The 16,670-nt window shown below is 63.4% G+C and carries 18 protein-coding genes; 17 read left to right on the forward strand and 1 reads right to left on the reverse strand.

What is annotated here, in order from left to right:
* Positions 1-2: 2 nt before the first annotated feature.
* The 13 genes from rplV (at position 3) to BQ4436_RS05485 (ending at position 11,754) form a co-directional block, all read left to right on the forward strand.
* Complete coding sequence (gene rplV, locus BQ4436_RS05425; protein ID WP_070975794.1) at positions 3-362, forward strand: 50S ribosomal protein L22; 360 nt, start codon at positions 3-5, stop codon at positions 360-362.
* On the forward strand, positions 362-1,105 hold the full coding sequence (rpsC, locus tag BQ4436_RS05430; protein WP_070363100.1) for a 30S ribosomal protein S3: 744 nt from the start codon (positions 362-364) through the stop codon (positions 1,103-1,105). The genes rplV and rpsC overlap by 1 nt, the downstream gene beginning before the upstream one ends.
* A 3-nt stretch (positions 1,106-1,108) precedes the next feature.
* Entirely contained in the window at positions 1,109-1,525 is a 417-nt protein-coding gene (gene rplP / locus BQ4436_RS05435; RefSeq protein WP_070363099.1) for a 50S ribosomal protein L16, read from the forward strand.
* Positions 1,525-1,755, forward strand: a complete 231-nt coding sequence (rpmC, locus tag BQ4436_RS05440) for a 50S ribosomal protein L29 (RefSeq protein ID WP_070363098.1) — start codon at positions 1,525-1,527, stop codon at positions 1,753-1,755. Before rplP ends, rpmC begins: the two co-directional genes overlap by 1 nt.
* Positions 1,756-1,757: 2 nt before the next feature.
* Positions 1,758-2,042, forward strand: a complete 285-nt coding sequence (rpsQ, locus tag BQ4436_RS05445; RefSeq protein WP_070363097.1) for a 30S ribosomal protein S17 — start codon at positions 1,758-1,760, stop codon at positions 2,040-2,042.
* 100 nt (positions 2,043-2,142) lie between these two features.
* Entirely contained in the window at positions 2,143-2,541 is a 399-nt protein-coding gene (locus BQ4436_RS05450; RefSeq protein WP_218117850.1) for a DsrE family protein, read from the forward strand.
* Between the two features lie 7 nt (positions 2,542-2,548).
* Complete coding sequence (locus tag BQ4436_RS05455) at positions 2,549-4,141, forward strand: sulfurtransferase TusA family protein (RefSeq protein ID WP_070363095.1); 1,593 nt, start codon at positions 2,549-2,551, stop codon at positions 4,139-4,141.
* Positions 4,134-4,358 (forward strand): sulfurtransferase TusA family protein, encoded by a 225-nt coding sequence (locus BQ4436_RS05460; RefSeq protein ID WP_070363094.1) that lies wholly within the window; start codon positions 4,134-4,136, stop codon positions 4,356-4,358. The genes BQ4436_RS05455 and BQ4436_RS05460 overlap by 8 nt, the downstream gene beginning before the upstream one ends.
* A gap of 27 nt (positions 4,359-4,385) precedes the next feature.
* The gene (locus BQ4436_RS05465) at positions 4,386-5,987 is read left to right on the forward strand and encodes an HlyD family efflux transporter periplasmic adaptor subunit (protein WP_143000827.1); all 1,602 of its coding nucleotides are present in this window, start codon (positions 4,386-4,388) and stop codon (positions 5,985-5,987) included.
* A complete protein-coding gene (locus BQ4436_RS05470) occupies positions 5,984-7,246 on the forward strand; it encodes an ABC transporter permease (RefSeq protein WP_070975796.1) in 1,263 nt (420 codons plus the stop codon). Before BQ4436_RS05465 ends, BQ4436_RS05470 begins: the two co-directional genes overlap by 4 nt.
* 23 nt (positions 7,247-7,269) lie before the next feature.
* Positions 7,270-8,772 carry a SulP family inorganic anion transporter gene (locus BQ4436_RS05475; protein ID WP_070363091.1) on the forward strand — a complete coding sequence of 501 codons (1,503 nt, stop codon included), beginning with the start codon at positions 7,270-7,272 and terminating at the stop codon, positions 8,770-8,772.
* Between the two features lie 52 nt (positions 8,773-8,824).
* Positions 8,825-10,693: a glutamine--fructose-6-phosphate transaminase (isomerizing) gene (gene glmS / locus BQ4436_RS05480; protein WP_070363090.1), complete on the forward strand. Its 1,869-nt coding sequence runs from the start codon at positions 8,825-8,827 to the stop codon at positions 10,691-10,693.
* Between the two features lie 17 nt (positions 10,694-10,710).
* Entirely contained in the window at positions 10,711-11,754 is a 1,044-nt protein-coding gene (locus BQ4436_RS05485; RefSeq protein ID WP_070363089.1) for an LLM class flavin-dependent oxidoreductase, read from the forward strand.
* Here the strand turns inward: BQ4436_RS05485 and BQ4436_RS05490 are convergent.
* Positions 11,751-12,617 carry a carbohydrate kinase family protein gene (locus BQ4436_RS05490; RefSeq protein WP_070363088.1) on the reverse strand — a complete coding sequence of 289 codons (867 nt, stop codon included), beginning with the start codon at positions 12,615-12,617 and terminating at the stop codon, positions 11,751-11,753. The two genes, BQ4436_RS05485 and BQ4436_RS05490, sit on opposite strands and share 4 nt — an antisense overlap.
* 23 nt (positions 12,618-12,640) lie before the next feature.
* Between BQ4436_RS05490 and BQ4436_RS05495 the strand changes: the two genes are divergently transcribed.
* The 4 genes from BQ4436_RS05495 (at position 12,641) to BQ4436_RS05510 (ending at position 16,637) form a co-directional block, all read left to right on the forward strand.
* Complete coding sequence (locus BQ4436_RS05495) at positions 12,641-13,945, forward strand: glycoside hydrolase family 32 protein (protein ID WP_070975798.1); 1,305 nt, start codon at positions 12,641-12,643, stop codon at positions 13,943-13,945.
* 69 nt (positions 13,946-14,014) lie between these two features.
* Entirely contained in the window at positions 14,015-15,997 is a 1,983-nt protein-coding gene (locus BQ4436_RS05500; protein WP_070477552.1) for a sucrose-specific PTS transporter subunit IIBC, read from the forward strand.
* A 109-nt stretch (positions 15,998-16,106) separates the two neighbouring features.
* On the forward strand, positions 16,107-16,331 hold the full coding sequence (locus tag BQ4436_RS05505) for a hypothetical protein (RefSeq protein WP_070363085.1): 225 nt from the start codon (positions 16,107-16,109) through the stop codon (positions 16,329-16,331).
* A 42-nt stretch (positions 16,332-16,373) separates the two neighbouring features.
* A complete protein-coding gene (locus BQ4436_RS05510) occupies positions 16,374-16,637 on the forward strand; it encodes a hypothetical protein (RefSeq protein ID WP_070363084.1) in 264 nt (87 codons plus the stop codon).
* Positions 16,638-16,670 lie beyond the last annotated feature (33 nt).

The following is a 16,670-nucleotide window of genomic DNA, read 5'->3' on the forward strand; positions in this document are numbered from 1 at the left end:
CAATGGCTGACACCATCACCACTGCATCCGCGACGGCCAAGTTCGTTCGTGTTTCCCCGATGAAGGCGCGCCGCGTGCTCGCCCTCGTCCATGGGAAGTCCGTCTCCGAGGCTCTCGCAGTCCTGAAGTACGCACCACAGGGTGCTGCGAAGGACGTCGCCAAGGTTGTTGCATCTGCAGCCGCCAACGCTGAAAACAACTTCGGTTTGGACCCGCGTACGCTGGTCGTCTCCGAGTGCTGGGCAAACGAAGGTCCGACCATGCGTCGCTTCCAGCCACGCGCTCAGGGTCGCGCATTCCAGATCCGGAAGCGCACCTCGCACATCACCGTAGTTGTCGAGTCCAAGGAAGGGGCGAAGTAATGGGCCAGAAGATTCACCCACACGGCCTGCGCCTGGGTATCACGTCCGACTGGAAGTCCCACTGGTACGCCGACAAGAACTACGCTGATTACGTCGCAGAAGACATCAAGATCCGCGAGTTCCTGTCCAAGGGCCTCGAGCGCGCCGGTATCTCCGACGTTGTCATCGAGCGCACCCGTGACCGCGTCCGCGTCGACATTCACACTGCCCGCCCGGGCATCGTGATTGGCCGTCGTGGCGCTGAGGCTGACCGCATCCGCCGTGAGCTCGAGAAGCTCACCGGCAAGATGGTTGCGCTGAACATCCTCGAGGTCAAGAACGTCGACGCCGACGCAACGCTCGTTGCTCAGTCCATCGCTGAGCAGCTGGTCAACCGCGTTGCGTTCCGTCGTGCGATGCGCAAGGCAATCCAGTCCGCTATGCGTAACCCACAGGTCAAGGGCATCAAGGTCATGACCTCGGGTCGTCTCGGCGGCGCTGAGATGTCCCGCGTCGAGCGCTACCACGAAGGCCGTGTGCCACTGCACACCCTTCGTGCTGAGATCGACTACGGCATCGCAGAAGCACACACGACCTTCGGCGTCATCGGCGTCAAGGTTTGGATCTACAAGGGCGACGTCGTCGGTGGCGTGCGCGAGTCCGAGCTCAACGCTCCGTCGAACGAGCGTCGTGGCCGTGGCGATCGCCGCCCACGCCGTGGTGGCCAGCGCCGCCAGCGTGCAGAGCAGAAGCAGGAGGGCTAATCAATGCTTATTCCTAAGCGTGTGAAGTACCGCCGCCAGCACCGCCCGACTCGTTCTGGCGTGTCCAAGGGTGGCAACACGATCAACTTCGGTGATTACGCTCTGCAGGCTCTCGAGCCGGCGTACATCACCAACCGTCAGATTGAGGCGGCTCGTATTGCGATCAACCGCCACGTCAAGCGTGGTGGCAAGGTCTGGATCAACATCTTCCCGGACCGTCCGTTGACGCAGAAGCCTCTCGGTGTTCGTATGGGTTCCGGTAAGGGCCCTGTCGAGAAGTGGGTCGCTAACGTAAAGCCGGGACGTATTCTCTTTGAGATGTCCTACCCGAACGACGCAACCGCTATCGAGGCACTGCGCCGCGCAGGCGCGAAGCTGCCTTGCAAGGTTCGCATCATCAAGAAGGAGGACCAGTTCTAATGGCAAACGGTACCCCCGCATCCGAGTTCCGCGAGCTCAACGACGAAGAGCTGCGCGCTCGTCTGTCCGAGGCAAAGGAAGAGCTGTTTAACCTGCGCTTCCAGCTTGCTACCGGCCAGCTGACCAACAACCGCCGCATCTCCACCGTGAAGCGCGACATTGCACGTATCTACACCGTGCTGCGCGAGCGCGAGCTCGGCCTGTCCGTTGTTCCGGGAGCTGAGGCTTAATCATGAGTGAGGCAAACGTGAACGAACAGACCAACGAGAAGCGTGTTCAGAAGAACCGCCGCGGCTACGTCGTCTCCGACAAGATGGACAAGACCATCGTTGTCGAGGTCGAGGACCGCAAGTCCCACGCGCTGTACGGCAAGATCGTCCGTACCACCAAGCGTGTGAAGGCACACGACGAGGAGAACACCGCCGGTGTTGGCGACCTCGTCCGCATCCAGGAGACGCGTCCGCTGTCCAAGGACAAGCACTTCCGTCTCGTGGAGATCATTGAGAAGGCACGCTAAACCCATCCGGTAGAGGCGTCCGACTCAAGGACAACAGAGCACCACCCCCAAGTTTCGCTGCGAGGGGGTGGTGCTTTTTTGCGTTTCGGTACACTTTCTGGTGTTCGATACAACCAATTTGAAGGAGTCCATGATGGGTACTGGTAAGTTTTGCGTCACCGTTGCACACGCGAAGGATAATGAGGACCTGGCGACGCTCGGCTTCGTCGTCGCCAATGCTGCTGTTGGTTCCGCGCAGGACACGATGGTGTTCCTGTCCTCCGAGGGCGCTCGTCTGGCTGTGAAGGGCTACGCAGACGACATTCATGAGGAGGGATTCGCGCCGATCAAGGAACTCATCGAGAGCTTTGTCGCGGCAGAGGGCAAGCTGTACGTGTGTGCGCCTTGTGCGAAGAAGCGCGGCTTCGGGGAAGAGGATCTTATCGACGGCGCCACCATCGTCGGCGGCGCAAAGCTGGTTGAGTTCCTGGCAGACGGCACCCCAAGCGTTTCCTACTAAGGCAACGATGTCTCAGTCCGAGAATCTGCACCCGTACGCCCCAGACGCCAGCTTCGACGGTGGCGATCTGGACTGCGGTAACGGGTTGCTGTTATTGATCCGAAAGAACATCGATCCGCTCGAGTCTGGCCAGCTGCTGGAGATCATCTCCTACGACCCCACAGTCAAGGTGGACCTGCCTTCCTGGTGTAACTTGACTGGCAACGACCTGGTCAACGTGGTTGAGGAGCCAGAGCACAAGCGGTGGCGCTTCCTTGTGTCGAAGGGGGCGTTCACGAAGCCCGTGGAGGTTGCTGATATCCCGGCCGCTCCCGAGGCTGTGCGCCCGAAAAAGAAGAAGGGGCCGCGCAAGCGCCCGCAGATGCCGGTGACGCAGGAGGTCGTGGAGCCGACGATCGCCAAGGAACTGCCTGAGCCAGCTCCCGCGCCGGAGATTCCGGCGGGATCTGTGCTGACGATGGGCTCTTGGCCACGGTCTCCGTGGTTGTTGGATGCGCTGCACCGCCACCTCGAAGAGCGGATGGATGAAGGCACGTTCCAGGCCACAGCCGACGACGCAGTGCGCCTTGTGCTTGCGGCGCAGGAGCGGGCCGGAGTGGACGTCGTCACGGATGGTGAAATGCGACGCGACAACTACTCGAGCTTCGTCGCGGGGCGTCTGCAGAACTGCCAGCTGATCCCGATTACAGACCTGCTGCCGTACGTGGATGACCCTGAGGAGTTCGAGCGCGAGCTTCGCGCGTTGGACGTCCCGGCGGGCGAGGTGCGCCACCCGGCGGTCTTTGGCCCGCTTGGTCGCGATAAGCCACTGGTTGCGCACGAGGTTGAGTTTGTGCAGCAGCTTACCGACCGCCCGGTGAAGGTGTGCCTGCCAGGGCCGTACCTGCTCACGCGCACGATGTGGATGGAGTGTGTCTCCGACCGCGCGTACGAGAACCGCGAGGAGATGTCGAAAGACATCGTTCGCGTGCTACGCGAGGAGCTCCACGAATTGCTGGCGAAGGGAACGTCGCTGGTGCAGATCGATGAGCCGGTGCTTACTGAAGTCGTGTACGGGCAGGCAGGCGGGGGCGGCCGCACGTTTATGTGTGGCGCGCTCGACGGCCTGGAGGGCACGGTGGATGAGGAGCTGGAGTTCGCGAAGTCGTTGCTCGATGAGCTCACTGAGGGGCTGCCGAAGGAGCGGTTGGCGTTGCACGTGTGCCGCGGCAACTGGACCACGGATGAGTCCGCGGCGTTGACGGGCGATTACGCTCCGTTCGTTGAGCTGTTCGCCTCGCTGAACGTGGGTATGTTGTCCATGGAGTTGGCGACGCCACGTGCCGGCGATATCCGAGCCCTCGAGGGAATCCGCGACGACCAGCGCATCTGCGTTGGCGTGCTGAACCAAAAGCTCCAGGAGCTGGAGCCGGTCGAAGCAGTGGAGGAGCGCATCGAGCGCGCCCTGGACACGTTCGGAGCTGACCGAGTGGTCTTCTCGACGGACTGCGGTTTTGCAACGTTTGCGGATAACCCAATCGTGGCCGCGAACTTGGCTGAGCAGCAGCTCGCGCTCATTGTGCAGGCCCGCGACAACGTGATGGCACGCCGCAATGCATGAGGATCATTACTGGGACGCCCAGGACATCGCGTGCGGTGATGTCCTGGTGCGCCTCTTCCTCTTGTTCCGCGACCAGATCAAGGACGGGGAAGTGCTGCACTTGCGGTCCACGAACGAGGCGATCGATATCGATATTCGTGCCTGGTGCGGCCTGACTGGCAACACGTTGCTGCGCGCGGATCACCCGGAGTTTTATATCCGTAAAACTTCTGATTGATGTGAAACTTCGGCTATCCTTAGCGCTGTGAATAAAGGACTGCGCCGAACGAACCATGTCGTTTCCCGGACCCTTGCCACCGTGGGGCTCGGGCTTTGTATTCTTGCCTCTACCGCTGCGTGCGGGTTTGGGGGCGGTCAGCCGGTCATGGCAGCTGATACGACAGAGCTCGCTCCTCGTGATGTTGCTGCCAAAGTGCCGGTCACCGCGACGGTGGAGGCTGCCACGGTGACCGCGTTGACGACGCACCTGACCGGCCCGGTCACAGCCCTGAACGTGAAGGTGGGACAGCGTGTCGAGGCGGGCCAGGTCGTCGCGGTCCTGGATACGTCGGGGGTCCAGCGTGAGATTGATACGCAGCGGGCACAGCAGATTTCGGCGGATGTCGCGGCGCAGAACCAGCTTGAGCAGGCCCAACAGGCCTACCAGCAGTCGAGCGACGCGATGCAGCGTGGCCTGAACCCACAGGTGACGCAGGCGGAAGCGGCGCTTCGCCAGGCTGATGGCCAGCTGCAGGAGGCTACCGCGGTCTTTGAGCAACGCAAGAAGGCAGTTGCGGCGGGCCTGGACAGCACGCTGCTCACGCAGGCGCAGGGCGTGGACTCGGCGCGTCGTGACGCGCTGACGGCGGCCCTGGAGTCTGTGCGCGGCAACCACAGCATCTTCCAATCTGGGATGGCGCAAGACGATGCTGTGCAGCCGTTGCTGAGCAAACTGGAGGCTGACGAGCGTTTCCGCGGCGCGAAGCACAACCTTTCTGCGGCGCAAAAGGCGTACGACGCCGCCCTCAACGACACCGACGCGGATCTTGCGGCGAAGCAGCGCGCGGTTGCCCAGGCATTTGATGCGAAGGCGGAGGCAGCGGTCGGGCTCGAGGTGGCGAAGCTTGCGGCCCAGCAGCAGCTCGACTCCCAGGCGGCAGCGGTGCAGCAGGCGCAGCGTGGTGTGCAGGCGGCGCAGGCCGCGGCGGGCCAGTCAATCGCGCAGCTTGAGGTCGATGTGGCGTCGGGTCAGGTGCGTGCCCCGATCGCGGGTGTGGTCGCGGAGGTTGCGGTGAAGCAGGGGCAGACGCCGACGGGTTATCTGCTCTCTGTGGCGGACCCGAACCGGCTGGTGCTGCGTGCGAACGTGAAGGAGTTGGACTCGGCGAAGATGCAGCCGGGCGACGCCGTCTCGTTCACCACGCCTGGCACCGGCGCGAAGAAGTTTAAGGGCCGTGTGCTGGATGTTTCATCGGTTGCGGAAACGCAGCCCGCGGCGGATGGGGCGTCGGCGCAGGCGGCGCGCCCGGAGTTCCCCGTGGAGATCGAGGTTCTGGGTGATACCGAGGGTCTGAAGATCGGCGGCACGGCCAAGGCGCAGATCACCACGGAGTCCGCGAAGGACGCGCTCGCTGTGCCGCGGGAGGCCGTCGTCGATGAGAACGGTAGCTACTCGGTGTACGCGCTTCGCCCGAAGGATGACGGGGACAAGTTCGAGGTAGTGAAGACGCCGGTCAAGGTTGGGCTGGTGTCGGACTCGGATGTGGTCGTAGAGGGCGTCGAAAAGGGGACGCGGGTGCTGAACAAGCCTGCCGAGTACCGCGAACGCGTCGGTGCCACTGTGACCTTGGTTGAGGAGCAGGAGTGAACCCGCGCGAATCTGTCAGACTCGCTACGGTGAGCCTGCGGGCGAACAAGATGCGCTCGGCGCTGACGCTGCTTGGGGTGATCATTGGCATCGCCTCGGTGATTGCGATTATGACGCTGGGTAAGGCGATGCAGCAGCAGACGCTGGACAGCCTGGAGCAGTTCGGCATTCACGACGTCCACCTCGAAGTCAAGCCCCGCCAGGAGGATGACAGCGAGGCCGCCCGCTACATGTTCCAAGAAATTGACGACGCCTCGAAGCTCACCCCCGACATGATCGAGGACCTGCGCGCCGACCTCGGGGCGCAGGCGAAGGGTATCGCGTTTGAGTTGGATAGCTCGACAGCTCAGGCGACACGCGGGCTGGCGCACGGCACCACGATGGTGAGTTTTGTCAACGCTGACCAGCTGGAGATGCAGAACCTGCCGCTGACCGCCGGGCGATTTCTGACCCAAGACGACATTGAGGCGAACCGCGCCGTGGCGGTGGTCTCGCCGGAGGTTGTGGAGCAGCTGTTCAATAACGACCCTGATTCGGCGATCGGGCAGGAAGTCGAGCTGGACATCGGCGGGCAGTACGCTTCGGTGCAGGTGGTCGGCGCGTACGGGCACTTTGAGAAGCAAGGCGTGCTGGTCGGGGACTTTTCGCAGTCGATGATGGCGGTGCCGTACACGGTGCAGCCGGACATGATGCGCACACCGGTGCCTGGCGTAGACAACGTGAGTGTGCGCGTCGCCGATGGCGCCGACACCGATCAAGTGGCCAAGGACGTCCAGGCGTGGGCGGACCGTGCCTATGAGGACGACCCCGATTACAAGGGGAAAGTGGCCGACATGAAGCGTGACATCGATCAGCTCAACCAGACGTTGACCATGATGAGCGTGGTGGTCTCCGCAATCGGCGGGATCTCGCTGCTGGTGGGCGGCATCGGCGTGATGAACATCATGCTAATCACCGTGACGGAACGCACCCGCGAGATCGGCGTGCGTATGGCGCTCGGGGCGACGAGGCGGATGATCCGCATGCAGTTCGTCACTGAGGCGATGATCGTCTGCCTGATCGGCGGCGTGTTCGGCGTGGTCGTGGGCGCGGGCTTCGGCATGCTCGGTGCGCTCCTGCTCAACGCCTTCGTGCTGCCACCGATCACGGCAGTGCTACTCTCACTGGTATTCGCGCTGCTGATTGGCCTGTTCTTCGGCTACTACCCGGCAAACCGCGCATCGAGAATGAACCCGATCGAAGCCCTGCGCTACGAATAGCAACAACGTTTGGAGTGACACATATGGCAGCCACCGTGCTGACCACGGAAAACACGCGCCGGTACAAGCCCGAGCCGTCAGTGGCGACAGCGCTGAAGACACCGCGCATCCTGACGAAAGAGGTCCTCGCCGGGCTAGTTGTGGCGCTGGCGCTGATCCCGGAGGCGATCAGCTTCTCCATCATCGCCGGGGTGGACCCGAAGATCGGGCTGTACTCCTCCTTCATCATGGCGATGGTGATCGCGATTACGGGCGGGCGACCCGCCATGATTGCGGCCGCCACGGGTGCGGTCGCGCTGGTCATCGCGCCGCTGGTGCGGGACTACGGCTACGACTACATGGTGGCGGCCATCATGCTCGCCGGGGTGTTTCAGATTCTGTTGGCGGTTGCTGGCGTCGCAACGCTGATGCGGTTCTTGCCGCGAAGCGTGATGATTGGCTTCGTCAACGCGCTGGCGATTCTCATCTTTGTGGCGCAGCTGCCCGAAATCATCGGCATTCACTGGGCGGTGTACCCGCTGCTGGCGCTGGCCATCGTGATCATGGTGGTGATGCCGAAGTTCACGCAGGCGATCCCGGCGCCGCTTGTGGCGATCCTCGTGGTGACGCTCATCGCGGTCGCAACGAATGCGCCGGTCCCGACGGTCGGGGACCGCGGCGAGCTGCCGAGCAGCCTGCCCGAATTCTTCATCCCGCACGTGCCGCTGACCTGGGAGACGCTTCGGATCATTGCACCGTACTCGCTCGGCGTGGCGCTTGTCGGGCTGATGGAGTCGCTGATGACCGCGAAGCTGATCGACGAAGTCACGGACACGCACTCCAACAAGACTCGCGAGAGCTGGGGGCAGGGCGTCGCGAACATTGTCACCGGCCTGTTCGGCGGGATGGGTGGCTGCGCCATGATCGGCCAGTCCATGATCAACGTGAAGGTCTCGGGGGCTCGCACCCGTATTTCCACCTTCCTGGCGGGCGCGTTCCTGCTGATTTTGATGCTCGCGTTCGGCGAGTACGTCGCCATGATCCCGATGGCTGCGCTGGTTGCCGTGATGGTGATGGTGTCGGTGGGCACGTTCGACTGGCACTCGGTGATGCCGAGCACGCTGCGCAAGCTGCCGGCTTCGGAAACCGTCACGATGCTGATCACGGTTGCAGTGGTGCTGGCGACGAACAACCTGGCTATCGGCGTCGTGGTGGGTGTGCTTGTGGCGTCGGTAATCTTTGTGCGAAACGTCGCCCACCTGGTGGAAGTGACCCGCGAAGTTGTCGACGGCGTGGCTCACTACGTGGTGTCCGGCCAGCTGCTGTTTGCCTCCTCCAACGACCTGACCACTCTGTTCATGTACTCGGAGGACCCCGACGAAGTGGTCGTGGACCTGCACCGCGCGCACGTGTGGGACGCGTCGACGGTCGCGGCGCTCGACAGCATTGAACAAAAATACGAGGAGCGCGGCAAGCACGTGCGCTTCATCGGCATGAACCCGAGTACCACGGAGTTTCACGGCAAGCTCACGGGCTCGCTGGGATAGGGTTCGGCGGCGTCACTTTTTCAGGAACTACGCCGCGTGTAAAATTCGCCCCATGTGTGGAATCGTTGGATACATAGGTGGCGAGCGTGCACGCGAGCACGACGCCCTCACCGTCATTATTGATGGGCTTCGCAGGCTCGAATACCGCGGTTATGACTCGGCCGGGGTAGCAGTCATGCAGGGCGACACCATCGCGTGCAGGAAGAAGGCAGGCAAGGTCGCGGACCTAGAGCAGGCCATCGCAGAGGCGCCGCTTGCGCCTTCCAACCTGGGCATCGGGCACACCCGGTGGGCAACCCACGGCGGGCCTACCGACGCCAACGCCCACCCCCACGTCGTCGGCGACGGCGCACTGGCCGTGGTGCACAACGGCATCATCGAGAACTTCGCGGCACTTCGTGCTGAGCTGAGCGAGAAGGGCTACACGTTCCGCTCCGAAACTGACACCGAGGTGGCAGCCACGCTGCTGCTGGACATCTTCAATACTGAGGCGAACAAGGACCTCACCGAGGCAATGCGCCTGACCGCCCTGCGACTCGAGGGCGCGTTCACGCTGCTGGCCATCGAGCAGGAATTCCCGGACCGTATCGTTGCGGCGCGCTGGAACTCACCGCTGGTGATCGGCCTGGGCGAGGGTGAGAACTTCCTCAGCTCTGACGTCTCCGGCTTCATCGAGTTCACCCGCGACGCGGTGGAGATGGACAACGGGCAGATCGTCACCCTGACCGCTGACAACTACGACATCATTGACTTCGAAGGCAACCACGCCGAGGGCAGCCCGTTCCGCGTCGAGTGGGACGTCACCGCCGCAGAAAAGGGTGGGTTTGATTCCTTCATGGCGAAGGAGATCCACGACCAACCGGCTGCCGTTCGCGACACGCTGTACGGCCGCTTCGACGCCGAGGGCAAGCTCACGCTCGACGAACTACGTATCGACGAGTCCGTGCTGCGCAGCGTCGACAAGATCATCATCGTGGCCTGCGGTACCGCTGCGTACGCGGGGCACGTGGCGAAGTACGCGATTGAGCACTGGTGCCGCATCCCGACGGAGGTCGAGCTGGCGCACGAGTTCCGCTACCGCGACCCGATCGTCACCCCGAACACCCTGGTCGTAGCAATTTCGCAGTCCGGCGAGACCATGGACACCCTCATGGCTGTACGCCACGCGCGCGAGCAGGGCGCGAAGGTCATCGCGATCTGCAACACGGTCGGCTCCTCCATCCCGCGTGAGGCCGACGCCTCCCTGTACACCTACGCCGGCCCAGAGATCGCAGTGGCGTCGACGAAGGCGTTCATCTCCCAGATCGTGGCGTCCTACCTGTTGGCGCTGTACCTGGCGCAGGTTCGCGGCAACAAGTTCACCGACGAAATCCAGACCATCATTGCTGAGCTGGAGGAGATGCCGGAGAAGATCCAGTGGATCCTGGACAACGAGGCAGAAATCCAGGAACTTGGCCGCGAGCTCGCCGACGCGAAGTCGGTGCTCTTCCTCGGCCGCCACGTCGGCTTCCCAGTCGCGCTCGAGGGTGCACTGAAGCTCAAGGAGGTCGCCTACCTGCACTCCGAGGGCTTCGCCGCAGGCGAGCTCAAGCACGGCCCGATCGCGCTGGTTGAGGAAGGGCAGCCGGTGTTCGTCATCGTGCCGTCGAAGCGTTCGCGCCACAACCTGCACGCCAAGGTTGTCTCCAACATCCAGGAAGTCCGCGCGCGTGGTGCCGTCACCATCGTGATCGCGGAGGAGGGCGACGAAGACGTGAACCGCTTCGCCAACCACGTGATCCGCATCCCGCAGTCGGCCGGCCTCATGCAGCCCCTCTTGTCGACGATCCCGCTGCAGATCTTCGCCTGCACCGTTGCGCAAGCACGTGGCTTGAACGTGGACCAGCCACGCAACCTGGCGAAGTCCGTCACGGTGGAGTAGCGCGCTAGAGTGGCCGCATGAAGAAGTTTGGGTTCCTTTCATTCGGCCACCACGCACCACCCGGGCGCCAGGGGATGACCGCGCGCGAGGCGCTACAGGACACCGTGGAGCTCGCGCGCCAGGCGGACGCGATTGGTGTCAACGGCGCCTACGTGCGAGTGCACCACTTCGCGCCGCAGTTCGCGTCTCCGATTGCCCTGCTTGGCGCGATGGCGTCGGCGACGAAGCACATTGAGGTGGGCACCGGCGTCGTCGATATGCGCTACGCCAACCCGCTGCAGCTCGCGGAGGACGTCGCCGCGCTCGATTTGCTAAGCGACGGCCGCCTCGCCTTCGGCGTCTCCCGCGGGTCACCGGAGCCTGCCGATAGAGGGTGGCGCGCTTTCGGCTACGAGTCAGAGGCCGCGAACGGTTCTGACCTGGCGCGTGCACATTTCCAGCGTTTCATTTCCGCGCTGCGCGGGGACCCGATGGCGCTCGCCGCATCCCTTGAGGAGCAGTACCCGCAGATGTACCCGCCTGCCAGCCCGCTTGCGGTGTTGCCACACTCCGAGGGGGCGGCGCGCCGGGTGTGGTGGGGCGCAGGTACCTTCGCCAGCGCCGAGCAGGCTGCCCGCGACGGCGTGAACCTGATGAGCTCCACGCTGATTTCGGAAGCCGACGGCCGCAGCCTCGGCGAGCTGCAGGCGGAACAGATTCAGCACTACCGGAAGGCGTGGGCGGCCGCGGGCCACGACTGGGAGCCGCGCGTTTCTGTTTCTCGTTCTATCTTTCCGATCGTGGACGAGGACACCGAGCGGCTCTTCGGACTGCTGGATACCGAGGAACAGATCGGACAGATTGAGCGTGGTGTGTACACCACGTTTGGCAAGACGTACGCCGCAGAGGCCGACCAGCTTATCGAGGAGCTCGGTAATGACCCAGCAATCCAGGCCTCGGACACGCTGATGCTCACCGTTCCGAACCAGGCCGGGGTGGACGTGTGCATGCAGATCCTGCGCGGGTTCGCCGAGCACGTCGCGCCGGCGCTTGGGTGGGAGCCAGCGTACGCGGCTTCCTAATCCAGCTCGTGGGCGAAGGGGGTGTCTGCGCCGGTGCGCGACACCGTGATCGCGGCCGCGCGGGTGGCGAACGTGAGGATCTCGCGCCACTCCTCCTCGTCCAGGGCGAGCAGGCCGTCGCGGTCCAGGCCGCGGGCGTCGAACTGGTGGACCAGCGCCGCCATCACTGTGTCGCCGGCCCCAATCGTGTCCGCGACCGTGACCTTCGGTGACGGGACCGTGACCGTGCCGAACGGCGCGCGTACCCGCAGGCCGTCGGCGCCGAGCGTGGTCACCACGACTGGCACGTGGGAGGTGTCACCGAGGAACTCGACTTCCTCGTCGGAGAGTTTGAGCACCGTTACGGAATCGAGCAGCCCCCGCAGGAACAGGCGGTGTTTCGCGGAGGCGAACGCCGGGCGGATATTCGGGTCCAGGCAGACGATTGCGCCGTGCTTTGCCGACTCAGAGGCGGCCTCCGCGTAGCGCAGCGACGCGGGCTCTAGCGCCAGGGACAGGGTCCCAAACACCGCGTAGCCCTCCTGCACCGGGACCGGCTGTGCGAAGCGGTCGGCGGTGCCGTCGACGTAGAACGTGTACGTTGCCGAGCCGTTCTCAGCCAGGGCGGTGACAGCAAGGGTGGTGGGCTCGTCGCCGCGGCCGCAGTTGGTGAGGTCCACGTGGGCGTCGAGAAGCGATTGGGCGAGTGCCTCCCCGAAGTTGTCACGAGACAACCGTGACTGGAAGGAGACGTCTGCGCCGAGTCGGCCCAGAGCTCGGGCCACATTGAACGGGCCGCCACCGAGCGCGGGCACCAGCGGCGCGAGCGGGGAACGGTCCTGGGGGACAAGGTCAACGAGGGCTTCGCCGTACACAGTGATCATGGTTCCACCGTAGACTAAGTCGCATGACGTACCGGCCAACATTTCACCTGTCCCCGCCGCAAGGGCGCCTCAACGACCCGAACGGCGTCACGTTCATCGGCGACCAACTCCACGTGTTTTACCAGCATGATCCGTGCTTTCCGCACGCTGCGAAGCGCACCGGTTGGGGCCACGCCGTCACCACAATTGGGGGTGAGGAGGGCCTGGGCCAGTGGCGCCACCTTCCGGACGCGCTGTATCCGGACTTCCCGTACGACACGCACGGGTGCTACTCCGGGTCCTCCGTGGTCCACGACGGTGAGGTCATGCTGTTTTACACCGGCAACGTGAAGGAGGATGGGCGCCGCCTGACCACGCAGAACCTGGTCCGCGTTGAGGACTTGGAGGGCCCGATGGGCGGTGTGTACCACCGTGCGCCGGAGAATCCGCTCATTGACGGCCCAGCCCTCGGCTTTACCGCCCACTACCGGGACCCGCACGTCACTCAGAATGAGGACGGCTCCTGGCGCATGGTGCTCGGTGCGCAGCGTGAGGAGGAGCGCGGCGCGGTGGTGCTCTACGAGTCACCGGACCTGGTGAACTGGTCGTTTGCTGGCGCGCTGCAGTTCGAGGGGCTGGACCCGCGCGTTGAGGCCGCCTACATGTGGGAGTGCCCGAACCTGCTGCGGATGCGTGACCACGCGACGGGGCAGTGGCGCGAGGTGCTGGTGCTGTGCCCGCAGTACCCGGGCTCGGACGAGTGCGGCTACGTCGTGGGCACGCTGGATGGGCTGTGGTTCCGCGTGGAGTCGCAGTTCCGCCCGTTGGACTTTGGGCATCAGTTTTACGCGCCGCAGATGGTCGCCGAGGACGATGGCGATGCGCTGTTGCTCGGTTGGATGGGACTGCCTGCCCGCGATGACACCCCAACGCTTCAGGCAGAGGGCTGGGTGCATCAGCTGACGTTGCCTCGCAGGCTCCAACTTGTCGACGGCCAGCTTCGCACCGAACTCCTTCTCCCAACCGATCCCGCGGGGATGGTCGTGCACCGCGAAGTTCTCAGGGGACAGCCGTGGGAGGCCGACCTGGTCGACGATGCCGGTGGCGTTGGTGCTCACGTGGCGTGGCGGCCTGGCGAGGCCGGGCGTGGAATGCTGAGCGTGACGGTCGGTGGTGATGAGCGCAGTGCCGAGTGCGCGCAGGGCGAGCTCGTGGTGTGCGCTGACGGCGCCGCCCTCGAAGTTGTCGCTGGGGGCGGGGAGGTGGCGTTTTCCTCGGCGGTGTTCGGTACCGGCGGAGCCCCTTGGATGGCCGTGGAGGTACGTGAAATCGGCCACAACCGGGGGTAATCGGACGCAAGTAAGCTGATTTATGCCCGTATAGATGTTTGACTGTGTGGGAAGAGAAAGGATTCCCACATGGACCACAAAGAAGTAGCCCGGCGGGTCCTCGCCGGGGTAGGGGGCGAGGAAAACATCGTTGGCGTCGCCCACTGCGCGACGCGACTGCGTTTCGTGCTTAAGGACGTCGACAAGGTTGCGCAGGATACGCTGGAGAACGACCCTGATTTGAAGGGCACGTTCGCAACCGGCGGCATGTTCCAGATCATCGTCGGCCCCGGTGACGTGGACATTGTCTTTGATCAGCTCAACGGCATGACCAGCAAGAGCATTGCTGTCTCCACGGAAGACCTGAAGGAAGTAGCGGCGAACCAGGGCAACTGGTTTACGCGCTTCATTAAGGTCTTTTCTGACATCTTCGTGCCGCTGATCCCAATCCTGGTTGGCGGCGGTCTGCTCATGGCGCTCAACAACGTCCTGACCGCCGAGGGGTTGTTCGGGGAGAACTCCCTGGTGGGGATGTTCCCGCAGATCCAGGGTCTGACGGAGATCATCAATGTGCTGGCCTCCGCACCGTTCGCGTTCCTGCCGGTGCTGGTGGGGTACTCCGCGACGAAGCGCTTCGGTGGCAACGAATACCTCGGCGCCGGCATGGGCATGGCGATGGTGCACCCGGCGTTGGTCAACGGCTACGACGTGGCGAACTCCGTAGCCGACGGCACGATGCCGTTCTGGGACCTGTTCGGCCTGCCTGTCGCGCAGGCGGGTTACCAGGGTGCGGTGCTGCCGGTGCTGGCGGTCGCATGGATCTTGGCAACGATCGAGAAGTGGTTCCACAAGCGTCTGAAGGGTACGGCGGACTTCCTGATTACTCCGCTGGCAACCCTGCTGATTACGGGCTTCATTACCTTCATCGCCGTCGGCCCGTTTGTCCGCTGGCTCGGTGACCTGCTGATTGTCGGCCTCTCCAGCCTGTACGACTTCGGTGGCCCAATCGGTGGCCTGCTCTTCGGTCTGGTGTACTCGCCGATCGTGATCACTGGCCTGCACCAGTCCTTCCCGCCAATCGAGCTCGAGCTGTTTAATCAGGGCGGCTCCTTCATCTTCCCGACGGCCTCCATGGCGAACATCGCGCAAGGCGCAGTGGCCCTTGCCGTGTACTTCCTGGCGCGCAACGCAAAGCTCAAAGGTCTAGCTGGTTCCTCGGGCATCTCGGCCGTATTTGGTATCACGGAACCCGCCATCTTCGGCGTCAACCTGCGCCTCCGCTGGCCCTTCTTTATCGGCCTCGGCGCGGCCGGTATTGGTGCAATGCTGATTGCGATCTTTGATGTCAAGGCAGTTGCGCTTGGTGCGGCGGGCTTTATCGGCGTGGTCTCCATCCGCGCGAATGACATGGTGACCTTCCTGATCCTCGGCGTCATTACGTTCGTGATCGCCTTCGTGGCGGCCTACGGGTACGGGCGCTACCTGGTGGGCAAGCATGGCAGCATCGATCCGGACGCAACCGAGGATCCAGCCGCCGATGCCGCTGCCGAGCAAGCGCTGCTCGAGGCGTCCGACGAGGCGCTCCACGTCGTGGCGCCTCTCGAGGGCAACGCCGTGCCGCTTGCGACGGTCAGTGACCCGATGTTTGCCCAGGGCAAGCTGGGGAACGGCGTGGCAATCGTGCCGACGGTTGGGGAGCTGCGCGCACCCGTCGCCGGTACGGTTGCGGTCACGTTCCCGTCCGGCCACGCCTACGCAATCCGCGCCAAGGGGACCGATGGCAAGAACGTGGACATTCTCATGCACATCGGCTTCGACACCGTGAACCTCAAGGGCGAGCACTTCACTGCACACGTGAAGAAAGGTGACGTCGTAGAAGCAGGCCAGCTCCTCGCGACGTTCGATATCGATGCCATCCGCGACGCAGGATACGAAGTGACGACTCCGGTCGTTGTCTCGAATACGAAGCGGGTAGGGGAGATTGGGGCGTCGAGAAGCCTTCCTGCAGACACGAAGTTTGGCGATGCCCTCTTCTTCGTCGAGCCGAAAAAGATAGCTGAAGAAGCAAAATAAAAGTTTTTTAGAAAACTGGCAACAACCTTAAATTGGTCTGTTAATCTGTTGGTGTCTTGTTCAGCGCGCTAGCTCACAAGGGTCTAGCGGACATCACAGGAGGAAAACTATGAAACTTCGTCGCATTCTCGCCGCAGGCCTCGTGGCTTCCGCTCTTGCAGTGGGCGCACCGGTCGCACAGGCAGCACAGCCAGCGCCAGAACCGCTGGCAGGTGTCCTGCACGAGCTGAAGCGCCTCGGTGGCTACCAGGCACAGAACCTGATCCTCGTGCCTGCACTGCTGTCCTCTTTGGGCTTCCTGACGAACATCGCGACGTCTTCGCAGCGCGTCTAAATCCCACCCATTCACCCGAGACCATAGAGAGAGAACGTAAGAATGAAACTTCGTAACGCAATTGCAGTTGCCGCTTCTGTTGTTGTCCTGTCTGGCGTTGTTGCTACCGATGCAAGTGCTGCACAGTACCCAGAGCCGCTGAACAACGTCATGAACGAGCTGCGCAACTTCGCTGGCCCGCAGGGTCCGAACCTGCTGCTGGTTCCGGCTGTGCTTTCGTCCATCGGTGTCGTCAACATGGCCGTTGTGGTCATCCTGTCGATCGTTGCTGCGGCAACCGGCGTGGGCATCGCTGCTTCGAGCTAAGTGCTCACCGAGCAATAACGAACGCCCCCTTCC

The sequence above is a fragment of the Corynebacterium sp. MC3 genome, from assembly GCF_900099485.1.
GTDB lineage: Bacteria > Actinomycetota > Actinomycetes > Mycobacteriales > Mycobacteriaceae > Corynebacterium > Corynebacterium pseudogenitalium.

What these genes read in the sequence shown, in the direction of transcription:
- BQ4436_RS05475 (WP_070363091.1), top strand. Translation starts at nt 7,270, where the DNA reads ATGGCAGCCACCGTGCTGACCACGGAAAACACGCGCCGGTACAAGCCC.
- BQ4436_RS05510 (WP_070363084.1), top strand. Translation starts at nt 16,374, where the DNA reads ATGAAACTTCGTAACGCAATTGCAGTTGCCGCTTCTGTTGTTGTCCTG.
- rpmC (WP_070363098.1), top strand. Translation starts at nt 1,525, where the DNA reads ATGGCAAACGGTACCCCCGCATCCGAGTTCCGCGAGCTCAACGACGAA.
- BQ4436_RS05455 (WP_070363095.1), top strand. Translation starts at nt 2,549, where the DNA reads ATGTCTCAGTCCGAGAATCTGCACCCGTACGCCCCAGACGCCAGCTTC.
- BQ4436_RS05490 (WP_070363088.1), bottom strand. Translation starts at nt 12,617, where the DNA reads ATGATCACTGTGTACGGCGAAGCCCTCGTTGACCTTGTCCCCCAGGAC.
- rpsQ (WP_070363097.1), top strand. Translation starts at nt 1,758, where the DNA reads ATGAGTGAGGCAAACGTGAACGAACAGACCAACGAGAAGCGTGTTCAG.
- rpsC (WP_070363100.1), top strand. Translation starts at nt 362, where the DNA reads ATGGGCCAGAAGATTCACCCACACGGCCTGCGCCTGGGTATCACGTCC.
- glmS (WP_070363090.1), top strand. Translation starts at nt 8,825, where the DNA reads ATGTGTGGAATCGTTGGATACATAGGTGGCGAGCGTGCACGCGAGCAC.
- BQ4436_RS05485 (WP_070363089.1), top strand. Translation starts at nt 10,711, where the DNA reads ATGAAGAAGTTTGGGTTCCTTTCATTCGGCCACCACGCACCACCCGGG.
- BQ4436_RS05505 (WP_070363085.1), top strand. Translation starts at nt 16,107, where the DNA reads ATGAAACTTCGTCGCATTCTCGCCGCAGGCCTCGTGGCTTCCGCTCTT.
- BQ4436_RS05460 (WP_070363094.1), top strand. Translation starts at nt 4,134, where the DNA reads ATGCATGAGGATCATTACTGGGACGCCCAGGACATCGCGTGCGGTGAT.
- rplP (WP_070363099.1), top strand. Translation starts at nt 1,109, where the DNA reads ATGCTTATTCCTAAGCGTGTGAAGTACCGCCGCCAGCACCGCCCGACT.
- BQ4436_RS05495 (WP_070975798.1), top strand. Translation starts at nt 12,641, where the DNA reads ATGACGTACCGGCCAACATTTCACCTGTCCCCGCCGCAAGGGCGCCTC.
- rplV (WP_070975794.1), top strand. Translation starts at nt 3, where the DNA reads ATGGCTGACACCATCACCACTGCATCCGCGACGGCCAAGTTCGTTCGT.
- BQ4436_RS05500 (WP_070477552.1), top strand. Translation starts at nt 14,015, where the DNA reads ATGGACCACAAAGAAGTAGCCCGGCGGGTCCTCGCCGGGGTAGGGGGC.